The organism is Microbacterium rhizomatis, assembly GCF_008710745.1.
Lineage (GTDB): Bacteria > Actinomycetota > Actinomycetes > Actinomycetales > Microbacteriaceae > Microbacterium > Microbacterium rhizomatis.
The window spans coordinates 209,384-227,517 of the sequence record NZ_VYSA01000004.1; the positions used below are offsets into that span (position 1 = coordinate 209,384).

16 protein-coding genes are annotated in these 18,134 nt (G+C 64.5%); 15 read left to right on the forward strand and 1 reads right to left on the reverse strand.

The features are described from left to right. Positions 1-2 precede the first annotated feature (2 nt). The 12 genes from F6B43_RS16930 to F6B43_RS16985 all read left to right on the forward strand — a co-directional run bounded on the left by F6B43_RS16930 (position 3) and on the right by F6B43_RS16985 (position 13,350). Complete coding sequence (locus F6B43_RS16930; protein WP_150450182.1) at positions 3-1,073, forward strand: phosphotriesterase family protein; 1,071 nt, start codon at positions 3-5, stop codon at positions 1,071-1,073. Between the two features lie 485 nt (positions 1,074-1,558). Further along, positions 1,559-2,158, forward strand: a complete 600-nt coding sequence (locus tag F6B43_RS20040) for a TetR/AcrR family transcriptional regulator (RefSeq protein WP_150450183.1) — start codon at positions 1,559-1,561, stop codon at positions 2,156-2,158. A gap of 47 nt (positions 2,159-2,205) precedes the next feature. Beyond that, on the forward strand, positions 2,206-3,057 hold the full coding sequence (locus F6B43_RS16940) for an urea amidolyase associated protein UAAP1 (RefSeq protein ID WP_150450184.1): 852 nt from the start codon (positions 2,206-2,208) through the stop codon (positions 3,055-3,057). Then, on the forward strand, positions 3,054-3,746 hold the full coding sequence (locus F6B43_RS16945; RefSeq protein ID WP_150450185.1) for an urea amidolyase associated protein UAAP2: 693 nt from the start codon (positions 3,054-3,056) through the stop codon (positions 3,744-3,746). Before F6B43_RS16940 ends, F6B43_RS16945 begins: the two co-directional genes overlap by 4 nt. Next, entirely contained in the window at positions 3,743-5,455 is a 1,713-nt protein-coding gene (locus tag F6B43_RS16950; protein WP_150450186.1) for an allophanate hydrolase, read from the forward strand. The genes F6B43_RS16945 and F6B43_RS16950 overlap by 4 nt, the downstream gene beginning before the upstream one ends. A 67-nt stretch (positions 5,456-5,522) precedes the next feature. Further along, on the forward strand, positions 5,523-7,094 hold the full coding sequence (locus tag F6B43_RS16955; protein ID WP_150450187.1) for an ABC transporter substrate-binding protein: 1,572 nt from the start codon (positions 5,523-5,525) through the stop codon (positions 7,092-7,094). A gap of 77 nt (positions 7,095-7,171) precedes the next feature. Continuing rightward, positions 7,172-8,830 (forward strand): ATP-binding cassette domain-containing protein, encoded by a 1,659-nt coding sequence (locus tag F6B43_RS16960; protein ID WP_150450188.1) that lies wholly within the window; start codon positions 7,172-7,174, stop codon positions 8,828-8,830. Next, on the forward strand, positions 8,814-9,689 hold the full coding sequence (locus F6B43_RS16965; RefSeq protein WP_170285720.1) for an ABC transporter permease: 876 nt from the start codon (positions 8,814-8,816) through the stop codon (positions 9,687-9,689). Before F6B43_RS16960 ends, F6B43_RS16965 begins: the two co-directional genes overlap by 17 nt. 2 nt (positions 9,690-9,691) lie before the next feature. Beyond that, positions 9,692-10,687: an ABC transporter permease gene (locus F6B43_RS16970; protein ID WP_170285721.1), complete on the forward strand. Its 996-nt coding sequence runs from the start codon at positions 9,692-9,694 to the stop codon at positions 10,685-10,687. A 56-nt stretch (positions 10,688-10,743) separates the two neighbouring features. Beyond that, the gene (locus tag F6B43_RS16975) at positions 10,744-11,394 is read left to right on the forward strand and encodes a cysteine hydrolase family protein (protein ID WP_150450191.1); all 651 of its coding nucleotides are present in this window, start codon (positions 10,744-10,746) and stop codon (positions 11,392-11,394) included. 29 nt (positions 11,395-11,423) lie between these two features. Continuing rightward, positions 11,424-11,999 carry a cysteine hydrolase family protein gene (locus tag F6B43_RS16980; RefSeq protein WP_150450192.1) on the forward strand — a complete coding sequence of 192 codons (576 nt, stop codon included), beginning with the start codon at positions 11,424-11,426 and terminating at the stop codon, positions 11,997-11,999. Positions 12,000-12,048: 49 nt separating this feature from the next. Next, the gene (locus F6B43_RS16985; RefSeq protein ID WP_150450193.1) at positions 12,049-13,350 is read left to right on the forward strand and encodes an MFS transporter; all 1,302 of its coding nucleotides are present in this window, start codon (positions 12,049-12,051) and stop codon (positions 13,348-13,350) included. On the opposite strand, the gene F6B43_RS16990 is transcribed toward F6B43_RS16985, so the two are convergent. Further along, positions 13,325-14,029: a hypothetical protein gene (locus tag F6B43_RS16990; protein ID WP_150450194.1), complete on the reverse strand. Its 705-nt coding sequence runs from the start codon at positions 14,027-14,029 to the stop codon at positions 13,325-13,327. The two genes, F6B43_RS16985 and F6B43_RS16990, sit on opposite strands and share 26 nt — an antisense overlap. Positions 14,030-14,198: 169 nt before the next feature. Between F6B43_RS16990 and F6B43_RS16995 the strand changes: the two genes are divergently transcribed. From F6B43_RS16995 to F6B43_RS17005, 3 genes are read left to right on the forward strand one after another with little or no spacing between them, the layout of a single operon-like run. After that, a complete protein-coding gene (locus F6B43_RS16995; RefSeq protein ID WP_150450195.1) occupies positions 14,199-14,483 on the forward strand; it encodes a hypothetical protein in 285 nt (94 codons plus the stop codon). Between the two features lie 46 nt (positions 14,484-14,529). Further along, positions 14,530-16,314 (forward strand): glycoside hydrolase family 3 protein, encoded by a 1,785-nt coding sequence (locus F6B43_RS17000; protein ID WP_150450196.1) that lies wholly within the window; start codon positions 14,530-14,532, stop codon positions 16,312-16,314. Continuing rightward, a complete protein-coding gene (locus F6B43_RS17005; protein ID WP_150450197.1) occupies positions 16,307-18,055 on the forward strand; it encodes a family 43 glycosylhydrolase in 1,749 nt (582 codons plus the stop codon). Before F6B43_RS17000 ends, F6B43_RS17005 begins: the two co-directional genes overlap by 8 nt. Positions 18,056-18,134: the final 79 nt, after the last annotated feature.

Sequence of the window (18,134 nt, forward strand, 5' to 3'; positions counted from 1 at the left end):
GCATGATCGAGACGGTGCTGGGCCCGATCGAGGCTGGGTCCTGGGGTCCGACGAGCATGCACGACCATCTCGCGAGTGATTCGTCCGCGCTGCGTCGCGAGGGTGTGGAGCCAGCCCCCATAGGGCTCTCGGTCGATCCCGAACACTACGGGTACCTCCGCTGGAACATGCTCGCTCTCGCCGACAACCTCCGAATGGACACCCCCGACCTCATCGCCGACGAGCTCATGGCTGCGGTCGCTGCAGGACAGCACGCCATGGTCGAGAGCACGTCCTGGGGCCTTGGACCGTCGCACTCCGTGCTGCCCGACATCGCACGACGATCGGGCATGAGCGTCGTGTGTTCGTACGGTGCGTACATTCCGCGCACGTTGCCGGCGTGGGTGGCAGCGATGGGCGAGCACGAGCTCGAGCGGCACCTCGAGGCGGCGTTGACAGTGCGGGTGCCCGATACCGACTACCGCGCAGGAATCCTCGGGATCATGGGAACGACCGCTGAGCTCCCGGAGGGAGAGATCCGCATGCTGCGGGCAGCGGCCCGGGCGGCTGTCTCCACGGGCGCAGCGGTCACTGTACGGCTAGAGCCCGGGCAGCCGCGTGGGATCGAGGTCCTCCGGATCATGGCTGCCGAAGGACTGCCCGCGGACCGCGTGGTCTTCACGAACGCTGACGAGTTCATGGGGCGAGCGGTCTGGAGCGATCTGTCGGCCGCCGGCGCGGTGCTCGAGATGTCGTTCGGCACAGAGGCGATCCATGCCGGAAGGGTGGACAACCCGTCGGATCGTGAACGGCTCGCGTTCTTGGCTCCCTTCGCGACAGAGCATCCCGAGGCGCGAATCGTGCTGGGCCAGTCAACGTGGACGAAGACACAACTTCGCCGGCATGGGGGCTACGGCTACGGTCACCTGCTCGGCAGGATCGTCCCCGAGCTGGCGCGGCGAGGGATCTCGAGGGCACGTCTAAAGACAATGCTCGTCGACGAACCAGTGCGGCTGTTGGACCGCCCCTCCCCACGGCAGGCGATCGGTGACGAGGGCGGGGCGCGCACCGCAGCTCGCAAAGGGCGAACATGACCGCAGCGGTCACGCAGAATTGCGGCAGGGTCGTGTGGTCGAAGAAAACTGCATCGACTGTATGTCAGGGGCGGCGGCATGTCGCCCTCAGGTCTTCATCGCCGCCGTTCGCGCCTGGGCGCGTGCGCTCGGAGTGCTGAGTGGCTCGCCCGGTTGCGCTGGTCGACGATGTTGTTGGCGATCCGCCCATTCCTGAATGCTTGGCACGCCGGGCTCTTACGCAAATACCGGGCGCGGACGGGTCGACTGCAACGCCAGCGGGTGCCAGCGACGTGCACAGCACAGCACGTCGAGGTCGTGGATCCGCCTCGTCCTCAGATCGGGGAAAGAAATGTGCAGATACAGTCGGTTAGACCGTCGCCCGCAACGCCGGGCCGGCTTCTCGCGCTCTAGGTACGTTGATCGAAGGAAAAGTGGTGTCCCCCTCCAACTCGGATCCGTCCACTCGTCGCCATGCGCGCGCCTCCCGGCAGACTCAGACTTCGGTGGCCGCCGATCTCAGCAGTGGCGGTGGCGGGAGGGAGCGCATCCTGCGCGCCGCGAGCAGACTCTTCCTCTCGCAGGGGTACGCGGCGACCTCAACCCGGGACATCGCTCTCGCGGCAGGGATCCGGCAGCCTTCGCTCTACCATCATTTCGCGACAAAGGCTGACATTCTGCACGCCGTCGCACTGGCGACCGTCGAGCCCTCGCTACGCAAGGCTGAGGAACTCGCCGCAGATGAGAAGCTGCAACCGTTTGACCGGCTGATGGCCTTGGTCGATTTCGATGTGCGACTCCTTTGGGAGAGTGACCGCAGCAGCAGCGCGTTCGCGCTCGTCGCGCAAGGGACCGTCGTCGAAATGGATGGTCCGATTGACCGATTCAGTGAGCTTCAGTGGTTCTATCGCAGCTTCATCATCGGATCCTCCCCGGGGTGGGGCGACCTGTCCGGAGACGGCCTCGTGGGGGTCATCTTCAGCATGATCGAGGGAGTGGTGTTCCGTCGCGCCTACGAGGAGGTCGACGTGGACGAGGTCGCGCAACAGACGATGGCTGCCGTGGCACGTCTGCTGACACAGCCAGAAACACGCATGAAACGTTGAGCCTGTAAACCTGGCCTATCAGTTGATAGACCAGATGGAGACTCAACGTGAGCGATCCGCGCACGAACCACACCACCCACACCGTCCTCGCGGCCCAGTCAGACGCGCGCTCGCAAGGGAATCGTGTCGCCAGCGCGATGCCGTACGTGCCGGCAGCCACCAGTCCCTTCCTGCCCGCCGATGTTCCTGCATCGAGTGTCGTGTGGGCGGAGACGGTGCAGGGCGGGGGATACACTCACCAAGTCGTCGCGCGCGGGACACGCATCCGTTTCGAAGACGTCAGCGGCGACGCGTGCGCACACGTGCTGCTTTTCAATGCCGATGCGCCTTGGGAACGCCTCAACGTCGCTGATACGCAGAAGATCCCCTGGCAGGCGTATCCGACGGTGGATCATCCGTTGCTTTCCGGCGACGGCAGAGTTCTGGCCACGATCGTCTCGGATACCTCCGCGCGTCACGACGCATTCGCAGGGCCTATGTCCAGTGCGCAGGCCACGGTCCGGTTCGGGGCGGCGGCTGCGGAGTCGGCTAACCCTAGTGGCGAGGCCTTGTTCGGTCTGGCCGCCTCCAAGCAGGGACTTACACCCCGTGACCTCCCGCCGAGTATCGCGTTCTTCCAGGGCGTGCGCGTCGCCGATGACGGGGAGCTTTTGTTCATCGGATCGGCAGGTCCGGGAACCGTGGTGGAGATCCTGGCGGAGATGCCCTTGATCGTGCTGGTCGCCAATGCGCCGCATGCCCTGGATTTGCGGGACGCATACACCGTCTCCGAACTGCGCCTCCACGCGTGGAAAGACGGTGCCACGACTCCGGATGACGCTCGCTGGGGGGCGACCCCTGAACGTGAACGGGCCTACTCGAATACTCAGGACTACATCTCTTCAAGGGGGATCGCATGAACTTTGCAGGCACCGCTACCGCGGAATGGTTCTCCTGGGGCTCGCCGCTTGTCGATACGCCTGAACGTGTGGTCCGGGACGACGTCGTTGCGCCGCGGGGGAGTTGGTCCGCGATCGTCCGCCAGGGTGACACGCTCACCATCGTCGATGTCGGCGGCAACCAGTCCGCGGACTTTCTCGTGTACGCCGCCGAAGACATTACAGTCCGTTACAGCGTCCAGCACACACTCGCTGCGCAACGTAACGCGTACCTCCGAACAGGCGCCGTGCTGCTGTCCAACACGGGCGGGCCGCTGATGACACTGGTCGGGAACGAGGTCGATCGTCAGGACACCATCGGGGGTGCGTGCTCCAAGGAATCCAACTCTCTGCGATACGGCCATCACACCGTCCATGAACATGCGTGCCGCGAGAACTTCCTCGCCGAAGGCGCCCGCTGGGGACTGGGTGCACGCGACCTGGTGTCAAACATCAACTGGTTCATGAATGTGCCCGTCGAGGCTGACGGCTCATTGGGGATCGTTGATGGCATGAGCGGCCCCGGTAAACGGGTCGCACTGCGAGCGGAGCGAGATGTGCTGGTCGTTGTCTCCAACTGCCCGCAGATGAATAACCCCTGCAATGACTTCAACCCCACTCCGCTGCGAATGATTGTGACCTCCCCTGACCTTGAGGCGGTGACAGCGTGAGCGCGCGGGAAAAAGTCACCGCGGCCTACCGCAGCATTCGAGCAGCCGATCGGCCCGAGGTCTGGATCAGCCTGCGCGAAGAGGAGGACGTCCTGCGGGAAGCCGACCGCATCGATGACCTTGTCAACGAGGGAGAGCGCCTCCCGCTGGCAGGGGTGATCGTCGCTGTCAAGGACAACATCGACGTGGCCGGTCTGCAGACAACCGCCGGCGCACCCAGCTACGCGTACTTGCCTGCTGCAGACGCCACCGCCGTCAGCCGTTTGCGCACTGCCGGGGCCATCGTCATCGGCAAGACCAACCTGGACCAGTTCGCAACTGGGCTTGTCGGTGTGCGCAGCCCGTACGGGGCCGTTCGCAACTCGGTCGATCCGTCGCGGATTTCGGGAGGATCCAGCTCAGGGTCCGCTGTCGCTGTCGCGCTCGGACTCGTAGACCTTGCACTGGGTACCGATACGGCAGGAAGCGGGCGAGTCCCGGCGGCGCTCAACGGCATCTGGGGTTTCAAGCCCACCCGGGGGCGAGTGCCGGCTACAGGGGTTGTGCCCGCCTGCCGCACGCTGGACTGCGTGACAGTGTTCGCCCGCGAACCGCGCCTAGGGCGGCATGCCGTCGACGTGATGGCGGGACCGGACGGGAACGATCCGTTAGCCGGTCTGCGGGTAGCACCAGCCAGCACACGACCCATCCGCCGGGTCCTCATTCCTACCGTGGACGAGTACGCCGACATCGCGCCGGGATGGGGTGACGCATTCCAGTCCGTGATCTCGGATCTGCAGGTACAGGGCGTCGAGGTCGTCGAACGCAGCATCGAACCGTTGCTGGCCGCGGCGTCGTTGCTCTACGGAGGCGCTTTCGTCGCCGAGCGCTACTCCGCAGTGGGTGCGCATATCGCCGAAAACCAGGCGCTCATCGGCACCGACCTGGACAAATCCGTAGCACGCATCATCCTCGACGGGGCGAATCCGACCGCCTCAGCGCTGTTCGACGACATGGAACGCCTGGACCGACTGCGCCTGCGCGCAACTGAACTCCTCGCCGACGCCGACGCAGACGCCATCCTCACACCGACCACGACGTGGCACCCCACCATCGAGCAAGTCAGGGCGGACCCCATCGCCGCGAACAGTCGAATGGGTCGGTTCACGAACTACGCCAACCTCATGGACATGGCTTCCCTCGCCGTGCCGGCAGGGACCGTGGACGGGTTGCCGTTTGGAGTCATGTTCACCGGCCCGGCCTTTTCCGACGACCAGCTCGCCGAGGTGGCCGGACTAATCGGAGCAGAACACGTCGATGTCGCCCTGTTCGGGGCGCACATGTCTGGCGGACCCCTCAACTACCAAATCACCCAGCTCGGGGCCAGTTTTCGAGGCTCGGTGCGAACTTCATCGACCTACCGGCTTTACGCGTTGGACACTGATCCGCCAAAGCCAGGTCTCGTCCATGTTGGTGCCGGCGAACCCGGATATCCCATCGAGGGGGAGTTGTGGAGCATGCCCGCGGATGGACTGGGTCGCTTTCTGGATTCCCTGCCCCGACCGATGGCACTGGGCAAGATCCGCACGGATGACGGTGAGCTGATAACGGGCTTCCTCGTCGAGCCTGAAGCGCTCGAGAACTCCCTCGACATCAGCAGTTACGGCGGCTGGACGAACTGGCAGCGCGCGCAAGCGACAGACACTCGGCAAGACGCAATCCCCCTGTAACACAGGCGAAATCGCCCAGACCTATCGATCGATAGGCTGAGTTTTGTTCCCATACAGGAGGCCTCTAATGTTCGCCAGCAAGAGCATCACCCTGATCGGTGGCGGAGTATCCGTCCTGCTCATCGCCGCCCTTACCGGCTGCAGCGCCTCCGGGGGAGTGCCGGGCGCATCAGAGGGTGGCGAACTCCGGCTCGCCCTCCTCGGAGACATCGCCACCCCCGACCCAGACACCGCTTACGACGGTTCCGAACTCAATCTCGTCAACAGCGCGTATGAGGGACTCCTCGGGTACGTCCCCGGACAAGAGGAACCTGAGCTGACCGGGGTCCTCGCAACGGCGTGGACCGCAAGTGAGGACAACACGGTCTATACATTCCGACTCCGCGAGGGCGTGACATTCCACGACGGGACGCCGTTCACCGCCGATGCCGTCCAAAGTTCCTTCGACCGCCGCAACGCCATTGGCGAGGGTCCGTCCTATATGACAAGCGGTATCTCGTCCGTCGAGGCAACCAACGACCACGAGGTCACGATCACCCTCGAGCAGCCCAACAGCTCCTTCCTGGACCTTCTGGCCTCCCCCTTCGGCCCGAAGATCATCAGCCCGACAGCCCTCGAAGACCACCCTGTTACCGATAGCGGTGAAGACTGGTTTGACTCCCACGATGCCGGCACCGGCCCGTACACGTACGGCGACTTCGAGCCGGGAACGTCCTACCAGCTCCACGCATACAGCGACTACTGGGGAAACGCTCCCGGGTATGACATGGTCCGCTTCGACGTGTTCTCCAACTCCGCCACCATCCAACTCGAACTGGAAAGCGGCGGCGTAGACGGTCTGATCGGGTACGCAGACGCGGCGACGTTTGCGCAGCTGGAGAGCAGCGACAAGCTGAGCGCTTACGCATTCCCGAGCATGGAAACGCCAACCATGTTCGTCAACCCGCAGAGTCCAGACCTCGCGGACGACGCTGTGCGCCGCTCCTTCGTATCGGCGATCGATTTCGACGACCTCGCCAAGAGCGCACTTGCCGACACCGCCACCCCGACCGAAGGCGTGTTCCCCGTAACGCTGCTTCCTGCCGATTTGAACACCCAGGCCATCCCCTACGACGCGACCGCGCTCGCTCCGCTCGCGGAGGGACAGCTGGCAGACTCCACCATCACGATCGCCTACGCCCAGGCGGGGCCGGCCGCTCAAGCGCTCAGCGACAACCTTGCCGCTGTCCTCAACGGTGCAGGCATCGCCGCAGAAAGCGTCGGATACGACACGGGAAGCTACTACTCCGTACTCACCGAGGGTTCATCGGCCCCGGACATCACGTTCTACTCCGGGTTCCCTGACACGGCGTCCCCTGACGCGTGGGGATTCGTGTTCTACACCCCCGCGGGAGGCCTGGACCTGTTCGGTGCCGACGTACCCGGCGTGGCGGACCTGATCGATCAGGCAACAGTCACCGGTGACGACGCGCTCTACGGCCAGGTCGCACAGTTGGTCAGCGAGTCCGGCTACTGGCGCTCGGTAGCGACCAGCCTCGGGCTCGCCGTCTTCCAGAACGGAATCGACGGCGTCGATCGGGCTTATAGCCCGGTGATCACAGGCGTCCTCGACATCGCTCTCCTCCAGCCGCCCGCCTGATCGACCCTCACCTGGTCGTCAGAGCCACGTCTGAGGCCTGACACATTTCCAGGTTCGCCACACTGCAGGAGGTAGACATGTCCGTTGCGACCCTCGACAACTTGTCGATCCACTACGAAACGCCGCTGAGGACCGTCACTGCTGTCGACCAGGTGAGCCTGATCGTCGAGCCCGGACAGTGCTTGGGCCTGGTTGGTGAGTCGGGGTCCGGCAAGAGCACAATCGGTCAAGCTCTGCAGGGGCTGCTGGCGCGAGAGTCCACAGCGCGCGCGACCGGCCACCTCACAATTGCGGGCCGCGTTCTCTCACCGACGGAGAACTCCGCTTGGGAAGGTATCCGCGGTAACAAAGTCACCACGGTGTTCCAGGATCCGATGACGTCGCTAGACCCGACCATGACGATCGGTCGCATGATGGCGCGGATCACGCGCAGCGGTGAGGAGAGCTTGCGGTGGCTGGAAGAAGTGGAGATCCGCAGCCCGCGGACCGTGTTGAAGTCCTACCCGCATCAGCTGTCGGGCGGGATGCGGCAACGGGTGATGATCGCGCTTGCGTTGGCGCGCCGACCCGCGTTGCTGATCGCGGACGAACCCACCACGGCGCTCGACGTCGGCGTGCAAGCTCAGATCCTCAAGCTCCTCGCTCGTGAGCGTGACTCGCTCGGCTGCGGTGTGCTCTTCATCACCCACGACCTGGGTGTGGCACGAGCAATGTGCGACGACATCGCGGTGATGCGCAACGGTCGCATCATCGAGCGTGGCACCAGCGGCCAGATCTTCGACGCTCCATCTGAGGCGTACACGCAGCGCCTCGTCGCCTCCCGACTGACCTTAGATGTTGAGCGCGCGACTCCGCTGGGATTGCCGGAGTCTTCGGTCATCGCGTCCATGGGGGAGGCGTTGCGAGAACGCGGGCTGGAATCCGACTCTGTGACTGAGCGGTGGGAGCGGGGGGACCTCAAGTGGACCGATTTCGATCAGCCAAGTTCCGTTGCTGCGACTCCTGCCCTCACGATGCGGGGCGTCTCGAAGTCGTTCCGTAGCGGAAGCCTGTTCGGCGTAAGAAAGCAGGTCCTCGACGACGTCGAACTGGTCGTGCCGCACCGTCAAAGCGTTGCGCTGGTAGGCGAGTCCGGGTCCGGCAAGTCCACGATCCTGCGCATCGCCGCTGGACTTGAGCGTCCGGACACTGGTGAGGTGAGCATTGCCGGAGCCGTGGGATCCGGTGTTCAAGTGGTCTTTCAGGACGCCGGCGTGTCGCTCACACCGTGGCTGACCGTGTCGCAGCTGCTGATGGAGCGACTCGCGAACGCGCCAGAGACCCGCAGCCTGCATCACTCTGCTCACGCCGCATCAGTCCGGCTGGCCTTGGAGCGTGTCGCCCTTGACCCTTCTATCCTCGGTGCACGCGCCTCGCAACTGTCCGGCGGCCAAAGACAGCGCGTCGCGATTGCACGCGCGATCGTGGTTCCACCGACCGTCCTGCTGTGCGATGAGCCCACGAGCGCCCTGGACGTATCCGTGGCATGCACGGTGTTGAACCTTCTCAACCTGCTGCGTCACGAACTGGGAATGTCCATCCTGTTCGTGACTCACGACCTTGCCGCCGCACGGATCATCGCGGACCGGGTCGACATCATCAGCGGCGGTCGCATCATCGAATCGGTGCCGGCAGAGGAGATCCGCGCCGTCGAGAGTGAGCATGGAAGGCGGCTGTTGGATGCTGTTCTTGCGTGAGCTAACCCCGACCGAGGAGGCCGTCCTCGCACCGCCCCCGCCACGCCCGCGGCGACACTTCACCATTGGTGAGTCGATCGCGTTGTTCACCCTCGTGGGTCTGATCGTGGTGGCCGTGATAGGGCCGATGATTGCCTGGTACAGCCCCATCGTCCCCAGCGGTGCGCCGTTCCTGCCGCCGGGATCAAGCGGTCACCTGTTGGGAACGGACAACCTCGGCTTCGACATTGGCACACGCGTCGTGTTCGGGCTGCGGATCAGCCTGTTCGCTGCTGTTACTGTGACAGTGATCAGTGCCGTTGCCGGGATGATCCTGGGTACCGTCGCAGCCTTCATCGGCGGATGGTTGGACAGCGCCCTGATGCGCGTCACTGACCTGTTCCTGGCCTTCCCCGCGACAATCGTGGCGATGGCGATCGCTGCGAGCCTCGGGTCCAGCCTGACCAGTGCGATGATCGGCATCGCTGTTGTGTGGTGGCCGATGTACGCGCGGCTGACACGCGGAGAGGTACGCCGGGTCATCAACAGCCCCTACGTCGAAGCGGCTCGCATGGGCGGCACCCGCGGCGTTCGCCTGCTCGTCAAACATGTGCTGCCGTCGGTGGTCCCCACCGTCCTGGTCACGGCAAGCCTCGATGTGGGCGCAGTCGTACTCACTCTGGCGAGCCTGTCGTTCATCGGGCTGGGAACGCCTGCGCCCGCCCCGGAGCTCGGTCTGATGGCGTCCGCGGGGATGCAATACATCCTTTCCGCATGGTGGATCGCGGTGATCCCCGGGATCGCGATCGCCCTGGTCGCGCTGGTATTCAACTATGTCGGCGACGGACTGCGCACGGTCCTTCGCGCGAAAGGCTTCTAACCATGATCCGCTTCGCGATCGATCGTACAGTTTCCGCGGTCGTGGTCCTGTTCGTACTCTTGCTGCTGATCTTCACCGTCAGCCGCGCGGGCGGCGCCGATCCCGTTCGCGGGTACCTTGGTGCCAACGCTTCATCGGAGGCCATCGCGGCCGCACGCGAACGGCTTGGTCTCGATCAGCCACTTTTCATTCAGTTCGGTCAGTACTTGCAGAGTCTTGTGCAGGGTGACCTAGGGCTCAGCCTCAGTACCCGACGTCCGGTAGCGGAAGAGCTTGCTCGACGGATTCCCGCTACCGCGGAGCTGGCGCTGTGGGCCATCCTGTTCGCGTTGATCCTCGCTGTGGTGTTCGCGGGCGCCTACTCCCTCCGCGGACGGGTCGCTGCCGGCATCAGATTCGTGCTCTTCAGCGCTGCCAGTGCACCAGCATTCCTGCTCGCTACCGCCGGCGTGCTACTTCTGTTCGCTCAGCTCGGTTGGCTGCCCGCGTCCGGGCGCACCTCCTTTGGCCCCAGCGACGGGATGACCGGACTGTACGTCCTCGATGGGATCCTCGCCGGAAGCCCCGCATACGCATGGGATGCCTTCCAGCACGTGCTCCTGCCCGCGCTGGCCGCCGCTGTCGGACCCGGCGTGGCCATTGCACGGGTGCTGGCGGACGGCGTTTCGGGCTCCATGAAAAGCGGTTATGCACAAACGGCCCGCTCGCTCGGAGATTCCGAACTCACCATCGTCCGCCGTCACGCGCTACGTAACGCCTCCAGCCCCGCTCTGACGCTTCTGGGCGTGCAGATCGGAATGATGTTGTCCAGCTTGGTGGTCGTGGAGCAGATCTTCTCGTGGAACGGTCTCGGCCAGTACTTGACCTCCGCTATCAGCGCTGCCGATCTCAACGCGGTGGCCGCCATCAGTCTCGTGCTCGGAGCGTTCTACGTCCTCATCAACACCCTTGTCGACATCGTCCTTGCGATCGTCGATCCGCGGGTGCGTCTGTCCTGAACGTCGCACCCACCGTCCCTCGAAGGAGCAATACACCTGTGTCCACTGAGCTTGTTATGTCCACTGAACTCGTCTGGCCCGTTCAGGTCACCGAATGGGATCCGTCACCGGAGCTGAAACCCGTCGGAAACGTCGTCCTCGTCGTCATCGATCTGCACAGCGACGGCCCCCGCACCATCGATGCGGCCGGCTTGGCTATTCGTGACGACCGCAACGAACGAGCCGCCGAGCTCGTGTCTGCGTTCCGCGCGAAGTCCGCGCCGGTCGTGTTCGTCCACGAGGTGCATAACTCCACCCTGGTGGACTTCGGGCGTGAACTTGACAACAACGAAGAGCCCTACGCCGTCGAAGGAGCAGTAGGCACGGAAATCTTCCCCGGGCTGGCGCCGACCGACGACGAATACACGATCATCAAACGTCGTCACTCGGCGTTCTTCGGCACTGAGCTGGACATCGTGCTCCGCGGCTACCATGCCGAGACGATCATCCTGATCGGCGACCGCACCGACGCCGCAATCCACTACACCGCCGTTGATGCCCACCAGCACGACTACCGGATCCGCGTCATCTCCGACCTAGTGATCGGATCCGACGCCGAGCTAAACGACGCGGCACTTCGCGCGATCAAATACCTCCAGCGTGACGCGCTGATCAGTACCGACGCCGTCCATGACTGGCTCGACACTCTCCCCGCACCGCAGTCCTAACACCTCACATCAAACGAAAGCGCACCCTCATGCTCAACATCACCGACAAGACAGCCCTCGTAGTTGTCGACTTCCAGGGCGGAGATCTTCCTCAGGACACCGAGTACGGCGGGGTCACCCTCCCGAAGGCGCAGGCGATGGTGGATGCCGCCCGTCGCAGCGGCGTCCCCGTCGTCTGGATCCAGGAAGTGCACAAACCCCACTTGCAGGACATCGGCCGCGAACTCGACGGCTCCGAAGGTGCGCACTGCATCGAGGGATGGCCAGGAACGGAAATCGCCACCGGTCTCGGACCGATCGGGGGTGAATTCCACGTCAAGAAGCGCCGATACTCTGCCTTCTTCGGCACCGACCTGGACATCATCCTCCGCTCTTACGACGTGGACAGCCTGATCCTGATCGGTGGGTTCACCGACATCTGCGTGCTCTACACCGCGGTCGACGCGCACGCACGTGACTTCCGCCTCGCTGTCGCCTCCGACGTGCTGCTCGGTTCCTCGGACCAGGCGCACGACGACGCGCTCCGGATGATCACGAGTCTTCAGCCCGGGTCCGTGGTGACCGCCCAGGACGTCGTTCGGCAGCTGGAAGGAGCGCTGGTCTAAAGCGTTCCCTGCTCCGCCCCGAACCACCCCGATCTCCACTGGAATTCACATGGCACTTCAACAACCTCTGTCCTCACCACGCGTCTTGTGGGGGCTGCCGGGGATGTTCTGGGCGATCTGGGTGGGGGTCCTCGCGCTGTGGGTGGGACGTTTCGTCGTCCCATTCCTCTCGATCTATCTGACAGACAACCTCGAACTCGACCCAGCAACGGTCGGGATCGTGCTTGCCGCGTACGGGGCTGGCGGGATCATCGCCAGCCTCGTAGCGGGCTCCCTCTCAGACCGGTTCGGACGAACTCCCGTCATCATCGCTGGTGAGCTCGGTGCGGCCGCCTTGATCCTGCTCATTCCTCTCCAAAACACGCCTGCAGGGCTCGCAGCGGCCCTGTTCGCCTACGGCACGGCAGGGCACATGGCCGGCCCAGCCCTCAACGCACTGATCGTCGACATGGTCCCCCCGGCGCTGCGCGAAAGAGCGTTCTCCCTGAATGCGTGGGCGATGAACGCCGGATTCGCTATCGGCCCGGTGATCGCAGCCGCTCTGGCCGCCGTCGCGTTCTGGCTGGTGTTCGTCGCGCAGACGGGGGTGCTCGTGCTCACCACCATTCTTCTGGCACTGGTGTTGATACCCCGCCACGCAGGTCGCGCAGTGGCCGACGCGCAATCCTCGACAATGCGCGGGGGATACAGGGTCGTCAGCCGTGACCCTGTGTTCGTGACCTTCGTCGGGGTGATGATCGCCTATATGGCGGTCTACGCGCAGGGCATGTCCACCCTGCCAATCGCGATGACGAACGACGGTTTCACGGTCCACCAGTATTCCGTGCTCCTCACCATCAACGGTGCGATCCTGTGTGCACTCCAGATCCCTCTCATTCGCGTATTCGAACGCGTGGGCTCGACGGCGATCATCACCATTGGAGTGCTGCTCACCGCAGCCGGGTATATCGTCCAGGCCCTCGCGAGTACCTGGGAACAGTACGCGATTGCCGTGATCTTCTGGACGGTCGGCGAGCTGGGCACGTTCCCCGTCGCGGCCGCTGTCGTGGCGAACATGGCGCCGGCGCAGTACCGCGGGCTCTACCAGGGACTGTTCGGGTTGGTGTTCACGGCAGGGTTCGCGGTCGGGCCGCTGCTGGGGGGAGTGGGGCTGTCGCTACTCGGTGCGGAAGGCCTCTGGTGGGTGTGCGCGGCCGTACTCGGTGCGATTGCTGCGGTGATCTTCTTCGGACGGCGCGGGCGGGAGCGTCGACTGTCCCAGGCAAATGTGGAATACAGCGACGGCGCCGACCCGGTGGACGAGGGGGATGTCCCGCCGTGTGCGTCTACCTTTGTCGCGCGGACGCACTGAGCAGGATCGATTCCAGGCCGCGGGTGACGATATCGATGCTCGCGTCCAGCTGGGCGGGCCCGTACGGTGTCCTGACTGGGGTAGCCGCCATCGCGCGCTGAAGCCCCGGGAACTGGCGCGGGTACGCGTCCCGCAGAGCGCCGAGAATGAGCGGCACCTGAGGGTGGGTGCCGTCCGCGCCAAGGATCATGACATCGTCCCGAGCTGCCGACATCGCGACATTGACGATCAAAATGATCGCGTTGCCTACCTGCTCGTCGGTGAAACCCGCCTCGTAGAGTCGTTGCATGACGATGTCAGCCGGGCCGAGCATGGTTAGGTCGCCCGGGTCCTGGAACCGGAAATAGCTGACCAAAGCTCCGGTTGTCACGAGGCTGTCGTGCAACGCGAACGCGTACGCGCGGCAGGCAAGCTTCCAATCGGAAATCGACGACAGATCGATGTCAGCGAAGTTCATCGAGAACGCGTCCACCGCGACCAGCTCGAGAAGGCCGCTGAGGTTGGTGACGTGATAGTTGACCGCCTTGCGGTCCACGCCGAGGAGATCGGCAACCGCCTGGATGCTGAGCGACTGCGGCTCCAACGTGCGGGCTGCTTCAGCGATCCGCCGGCGATCCAAACCTGCATGCCTGCCTTGTTGGCGAGGTGCAGGCTTGGCCGTCGAGCTCAGAGGTTCCATCGTTGGCCCTTCCCGTTCGCGACTTGACGAGGCGCGCGGGACAGTCTAACGTTCCCGACAGGAAACATGCTCTTCCCGTTCGGGAACATGCGACCGCGATGCAGATCGATGTAGATGAGGAGTGCACTTACTTGTGCACTCCGATGTCGCCTGACAGAGAGACAGTTCGATGACGACTGAGGTTTCGACGACCGCGACCGCGTCGCCGGGTGCTTCAGAGAAGTATGTTCCGGGCGGCAAGCTCCGTCGCTACATGCTGCCCGACCCGACGTCCGCCGGCCGGGACCTGGGCATGGCCGCGATCGGCCAGAACTTCGGCTCCGCACTCGGACCGCTCCTTGCCGGTGCGGTCGTCGCATTCTCGTCAGGGTTCTACGGCTACGTCTGGCCGGTCGCATTCGTCACCGCTCTCCTTGCCGCGATCGCGATCCTCCCCATCAAGGGCGTGCGGTAGCCAACCGCGTCCCCCCGAACCGATCACCTCAACAAGAACCTGGACCATGCCTGAATCCGCACCGCGCTACCCCTACCAGGACCCGTCGCTATCCGTCACGCAGCGGGTCGAGGATCTCCTTCAACGACTGACCATCGATGACAAGGTGGGGCTGATGTATCAGCCCCTCGCTCACGTGGGGGACATGGATGAGTCGGCCGACTTCGTGCCGCTGACCAACCGGCAGCTCCTGTCACGACGTATCAACCACTTCAACATCCTCTGGGCCACAAGCGCCCGGCAGCTCGCCGAGTGGAACAACGCCATCCAGGCCACCCTGATGGAGCACCCTCTGGGCATCCCCGCGACCATCTCCAGCGACCCCCGACACGCGTTCAGTAACAACCCCGGTGCCGCGCTCATGGCAGGTCCGTTCTCACAGTGGCCAGAGCCGCTCGGAATGGCGGCAATCGGAAGTGAGGACCTGGTTCGCAGGTGGGCCGACGTCATCCGACAGGAGTACCTCGCTGTAGGGATCCGCGCGGCGCTGCATCCGCAGATCGATCTGGCGACCGATCCTCGATGGGCGCGGATGTCCGCCACGTTCGGTGAAGACGCTGCCACCGCATCCCGACTCGGAGTCGCCTATGTTCTGGGCCTGCAGGGAGGCTCTGACGTGGGCCAGGACTCGGTGTCGGTGATGGCCAAACACTTCCCCGGGGGTGGTGCACAGAAAGACGGTGAAGACCCGCACTTCTCGTACGGCAGGGAACAGGTCTACCCGGGAGGCAACTTCGATCTTCACCTGGAGCCGTTCCGGGCGGTCATCGATGCCGGAGTCTCGCAGATCATGCCCTACTACGGCATCCCCGTCGGCACCCCCTTCGAAGAAGTTGCTTTCGGCTTCAACAGGGAAGTGATCACCGGCCTGCTTCGCGAGCAGCTCGGGTTTGATGGCATTGTGTGCACCGACTGGGGGATTCTCAGCGAGCGGCCATGGGGCGTCGAGCACCTGTCTGTGGAAGAACGGGTGATCAAGGCCCTCGACGCGGGCGTCGACCAGTTCGGCGGTGAATCCAGCACCGACGTGCTGATCGGATTGGTCCGCTCCGGCCGCATCACGGGATCGCGAATCGACACCTCCGCACGTCGGCTGCTGCGGGAAAAGTTCCGGCTCGGGCTGTTCGACGACCCGTTCGTCGATGTCGAAGCCGCCACCATCACCGTGGGGGCCGAGACCGCGCAGGACGAGGGACGCCAGGCGCAGGGTGCGGCGCAGGTGTTGTTGAAGAACACTGCCGGGGCTGCCCATCTTCCGCTGGACCCCGGACTGCGCGTGTATGCGGAGGGGGTCGATCCCGACGTCCTGGCAGTGTGGGCGAACGTTGTTGGTGCTCCCGAAGACGCCGACGTCGTGATCGTCCGCACCAGCGCGCCGTGGGAAAGTCGTGGTGAACCGGGCACGCTCGAGACCTTCTTCCACGCAGGGTCCCTGGATTTCCCCGCAGACCAGCTGGAGCATTGGCGCGAACTGGCGGCCGCCGCGCCGCTCATCGTGGACATCTACCTCGACCGGCCGGCAATCCTCGCGCCTGTCACGGACATCACCTCGACCCTGATCGCGAACTTCGGGTCAGCAGACAGCGTCCTGATCAACACCCTGTTCGGAGAGGTCGCGCCGGCCGGACGTCTTCCCTTCGACATCCCGTCCTCCATGACGGCCGTCCGTGAGAGCCAGCCGGACACTCCTTTCGACACGGCCGACCCGACTTTCCGGTTCGGGTTCGGGCTGGACTACGACATGGTGGCCCCGTCCACGACCGGCGTCGTGTCAAGCGAGTCTCATGGCTGACGTGCCCGGGAGCTTCGTGTGCAACCCGGTGGACCTGCCCTACCGGTTTCAGCACATTCGACTGCCGGATGGGACGAGTTCCGTTCACCGGGAAGGTGCCGACCCGTCGATCGTGCGATTCCGAGACCGGTACTTCGCCTTCGTCTCGATGACCCGCGGGTTTTTCCACTCGGAAGACTTTGTGCACTGGGACTACCACCACACAGATGTGCTTCCCGCTTTCGACTACGCGCCGGATGCTCGCGTTGTGGACGACGCGCTGATCGTCACCGCGTCGCGAATGTCCGGCACCTGCCCGTTCTTCCGGAGCGAGGACCCTCTCCAGCACGGGTTCGTGGAAGTGTCCGCGGGCAGCTTCGCCTTCTTCGATCCGAGCCTGTTCCAAGATCAGGACGGCCAGGCGTACCTGTACTGGGGGTGCTCGCCCGTCGAACCGATCTACGCCACCCGTGTGCACCGGACCACGTTCGAACCGATCGGTGAACGGATCGCCGTCCTGGGCGCCGACATCGACGCCCACGGCTGGGAAGTGCCCGGCGACGCGCCGGAACCCCAGACGGAGGAAGAACGCGCCATCTTCGAGCTCATCGGCGGACGCCCGTTCATCGAGGGCGCGTGGATGACCTATCACGACGGCACCTACCACTTGCAGTACGCGGCCCCGCAAACCGAGTCGCACCTGTACGCGGACGGGATCTACACTGCACCGACGGCACTGGGCCCGTTCACGTACTCCCCGCACAGCCCGTACTCATCGAAACCGGCCGGGTTCATCAACGGGGCCGGGCACGGCAGCACATTCCAGGACGAGTACGGGAACTGGTGGCACGCGTCCACGATGCGGATCTCCGTGAACCACAATTTCGAACGACGCGTCGGGCTCTTTCCTGCCGGGTTCGACGCGGATGGGGTGCTGTTCTGCAACCAGAACTTCGCCGACTACCCGATGCGCATCCCGCAGGGGCCCGCCGAAACCCAACTGAACGAGTCGCCAGAATGGATGCTGCTGTCCTACCGGGCCGACGCATCGGCGTCGTCATCGCAACCCCATCATGAGCCTGCACTAGCGGCGAACGAGGATATCCGCAGCTGGTGGGTCGCCGGGTCTGCCGAACCCGGTCAGTGGCTCACGCTCGACCTGGGCGCCGAGTACGCCGTCAGCGCCGTCCACATCAACATGGCCGACCACGAGCTGAGCGACCTGGCACCGGAACGCACGGACGGCGAATTGACGATGGCCGGGCACCGGGCAATCGACCCCGGCAGCCATCCGGTTCAACTACGCGTTGACGTGTCGCAAGACGCGCACCGGTGGTCGACGATCAGCGATGGGGTGCCCAAGGATTCCGCGCACCAACTCATCGTCCTGGATGAGCCGCGGACGGCCCGGTATGTGCGAGTGACCGCGGAGACACCGATGCCCTTCGGGGCGCCTCTGGCCTTGAGTGGCGTCCGGGTGTTCGGTCGCGGATTCGGCACGCCCCCTGACCCTGTCACGCCCACCATTCACCGGGACGGTCCCACCACTGTGCGTCTGGAATGGCCGGCCCGCCCGGCCGCCACCGGCTACAACATCCGGTACGGCATCGAGCCCGACAAGCTCTACCATTCCTGGCTGGTGTACGACCAAACAGACGTGAACCTGCACACCCTCAACAGTGGCCATCGCTACTGGTTCGCCGTCGACGCGTTCAACACGAACGGGGTCGCCCCCGGCCCCATCACCGCAGAAGGCCCCTGAACCCGCCCGACCATCCGACGGCACGATCAGTCCGGGCAACGCGCCGCCGCGTTGTCGACGAGAGAATGGAAGACAGATG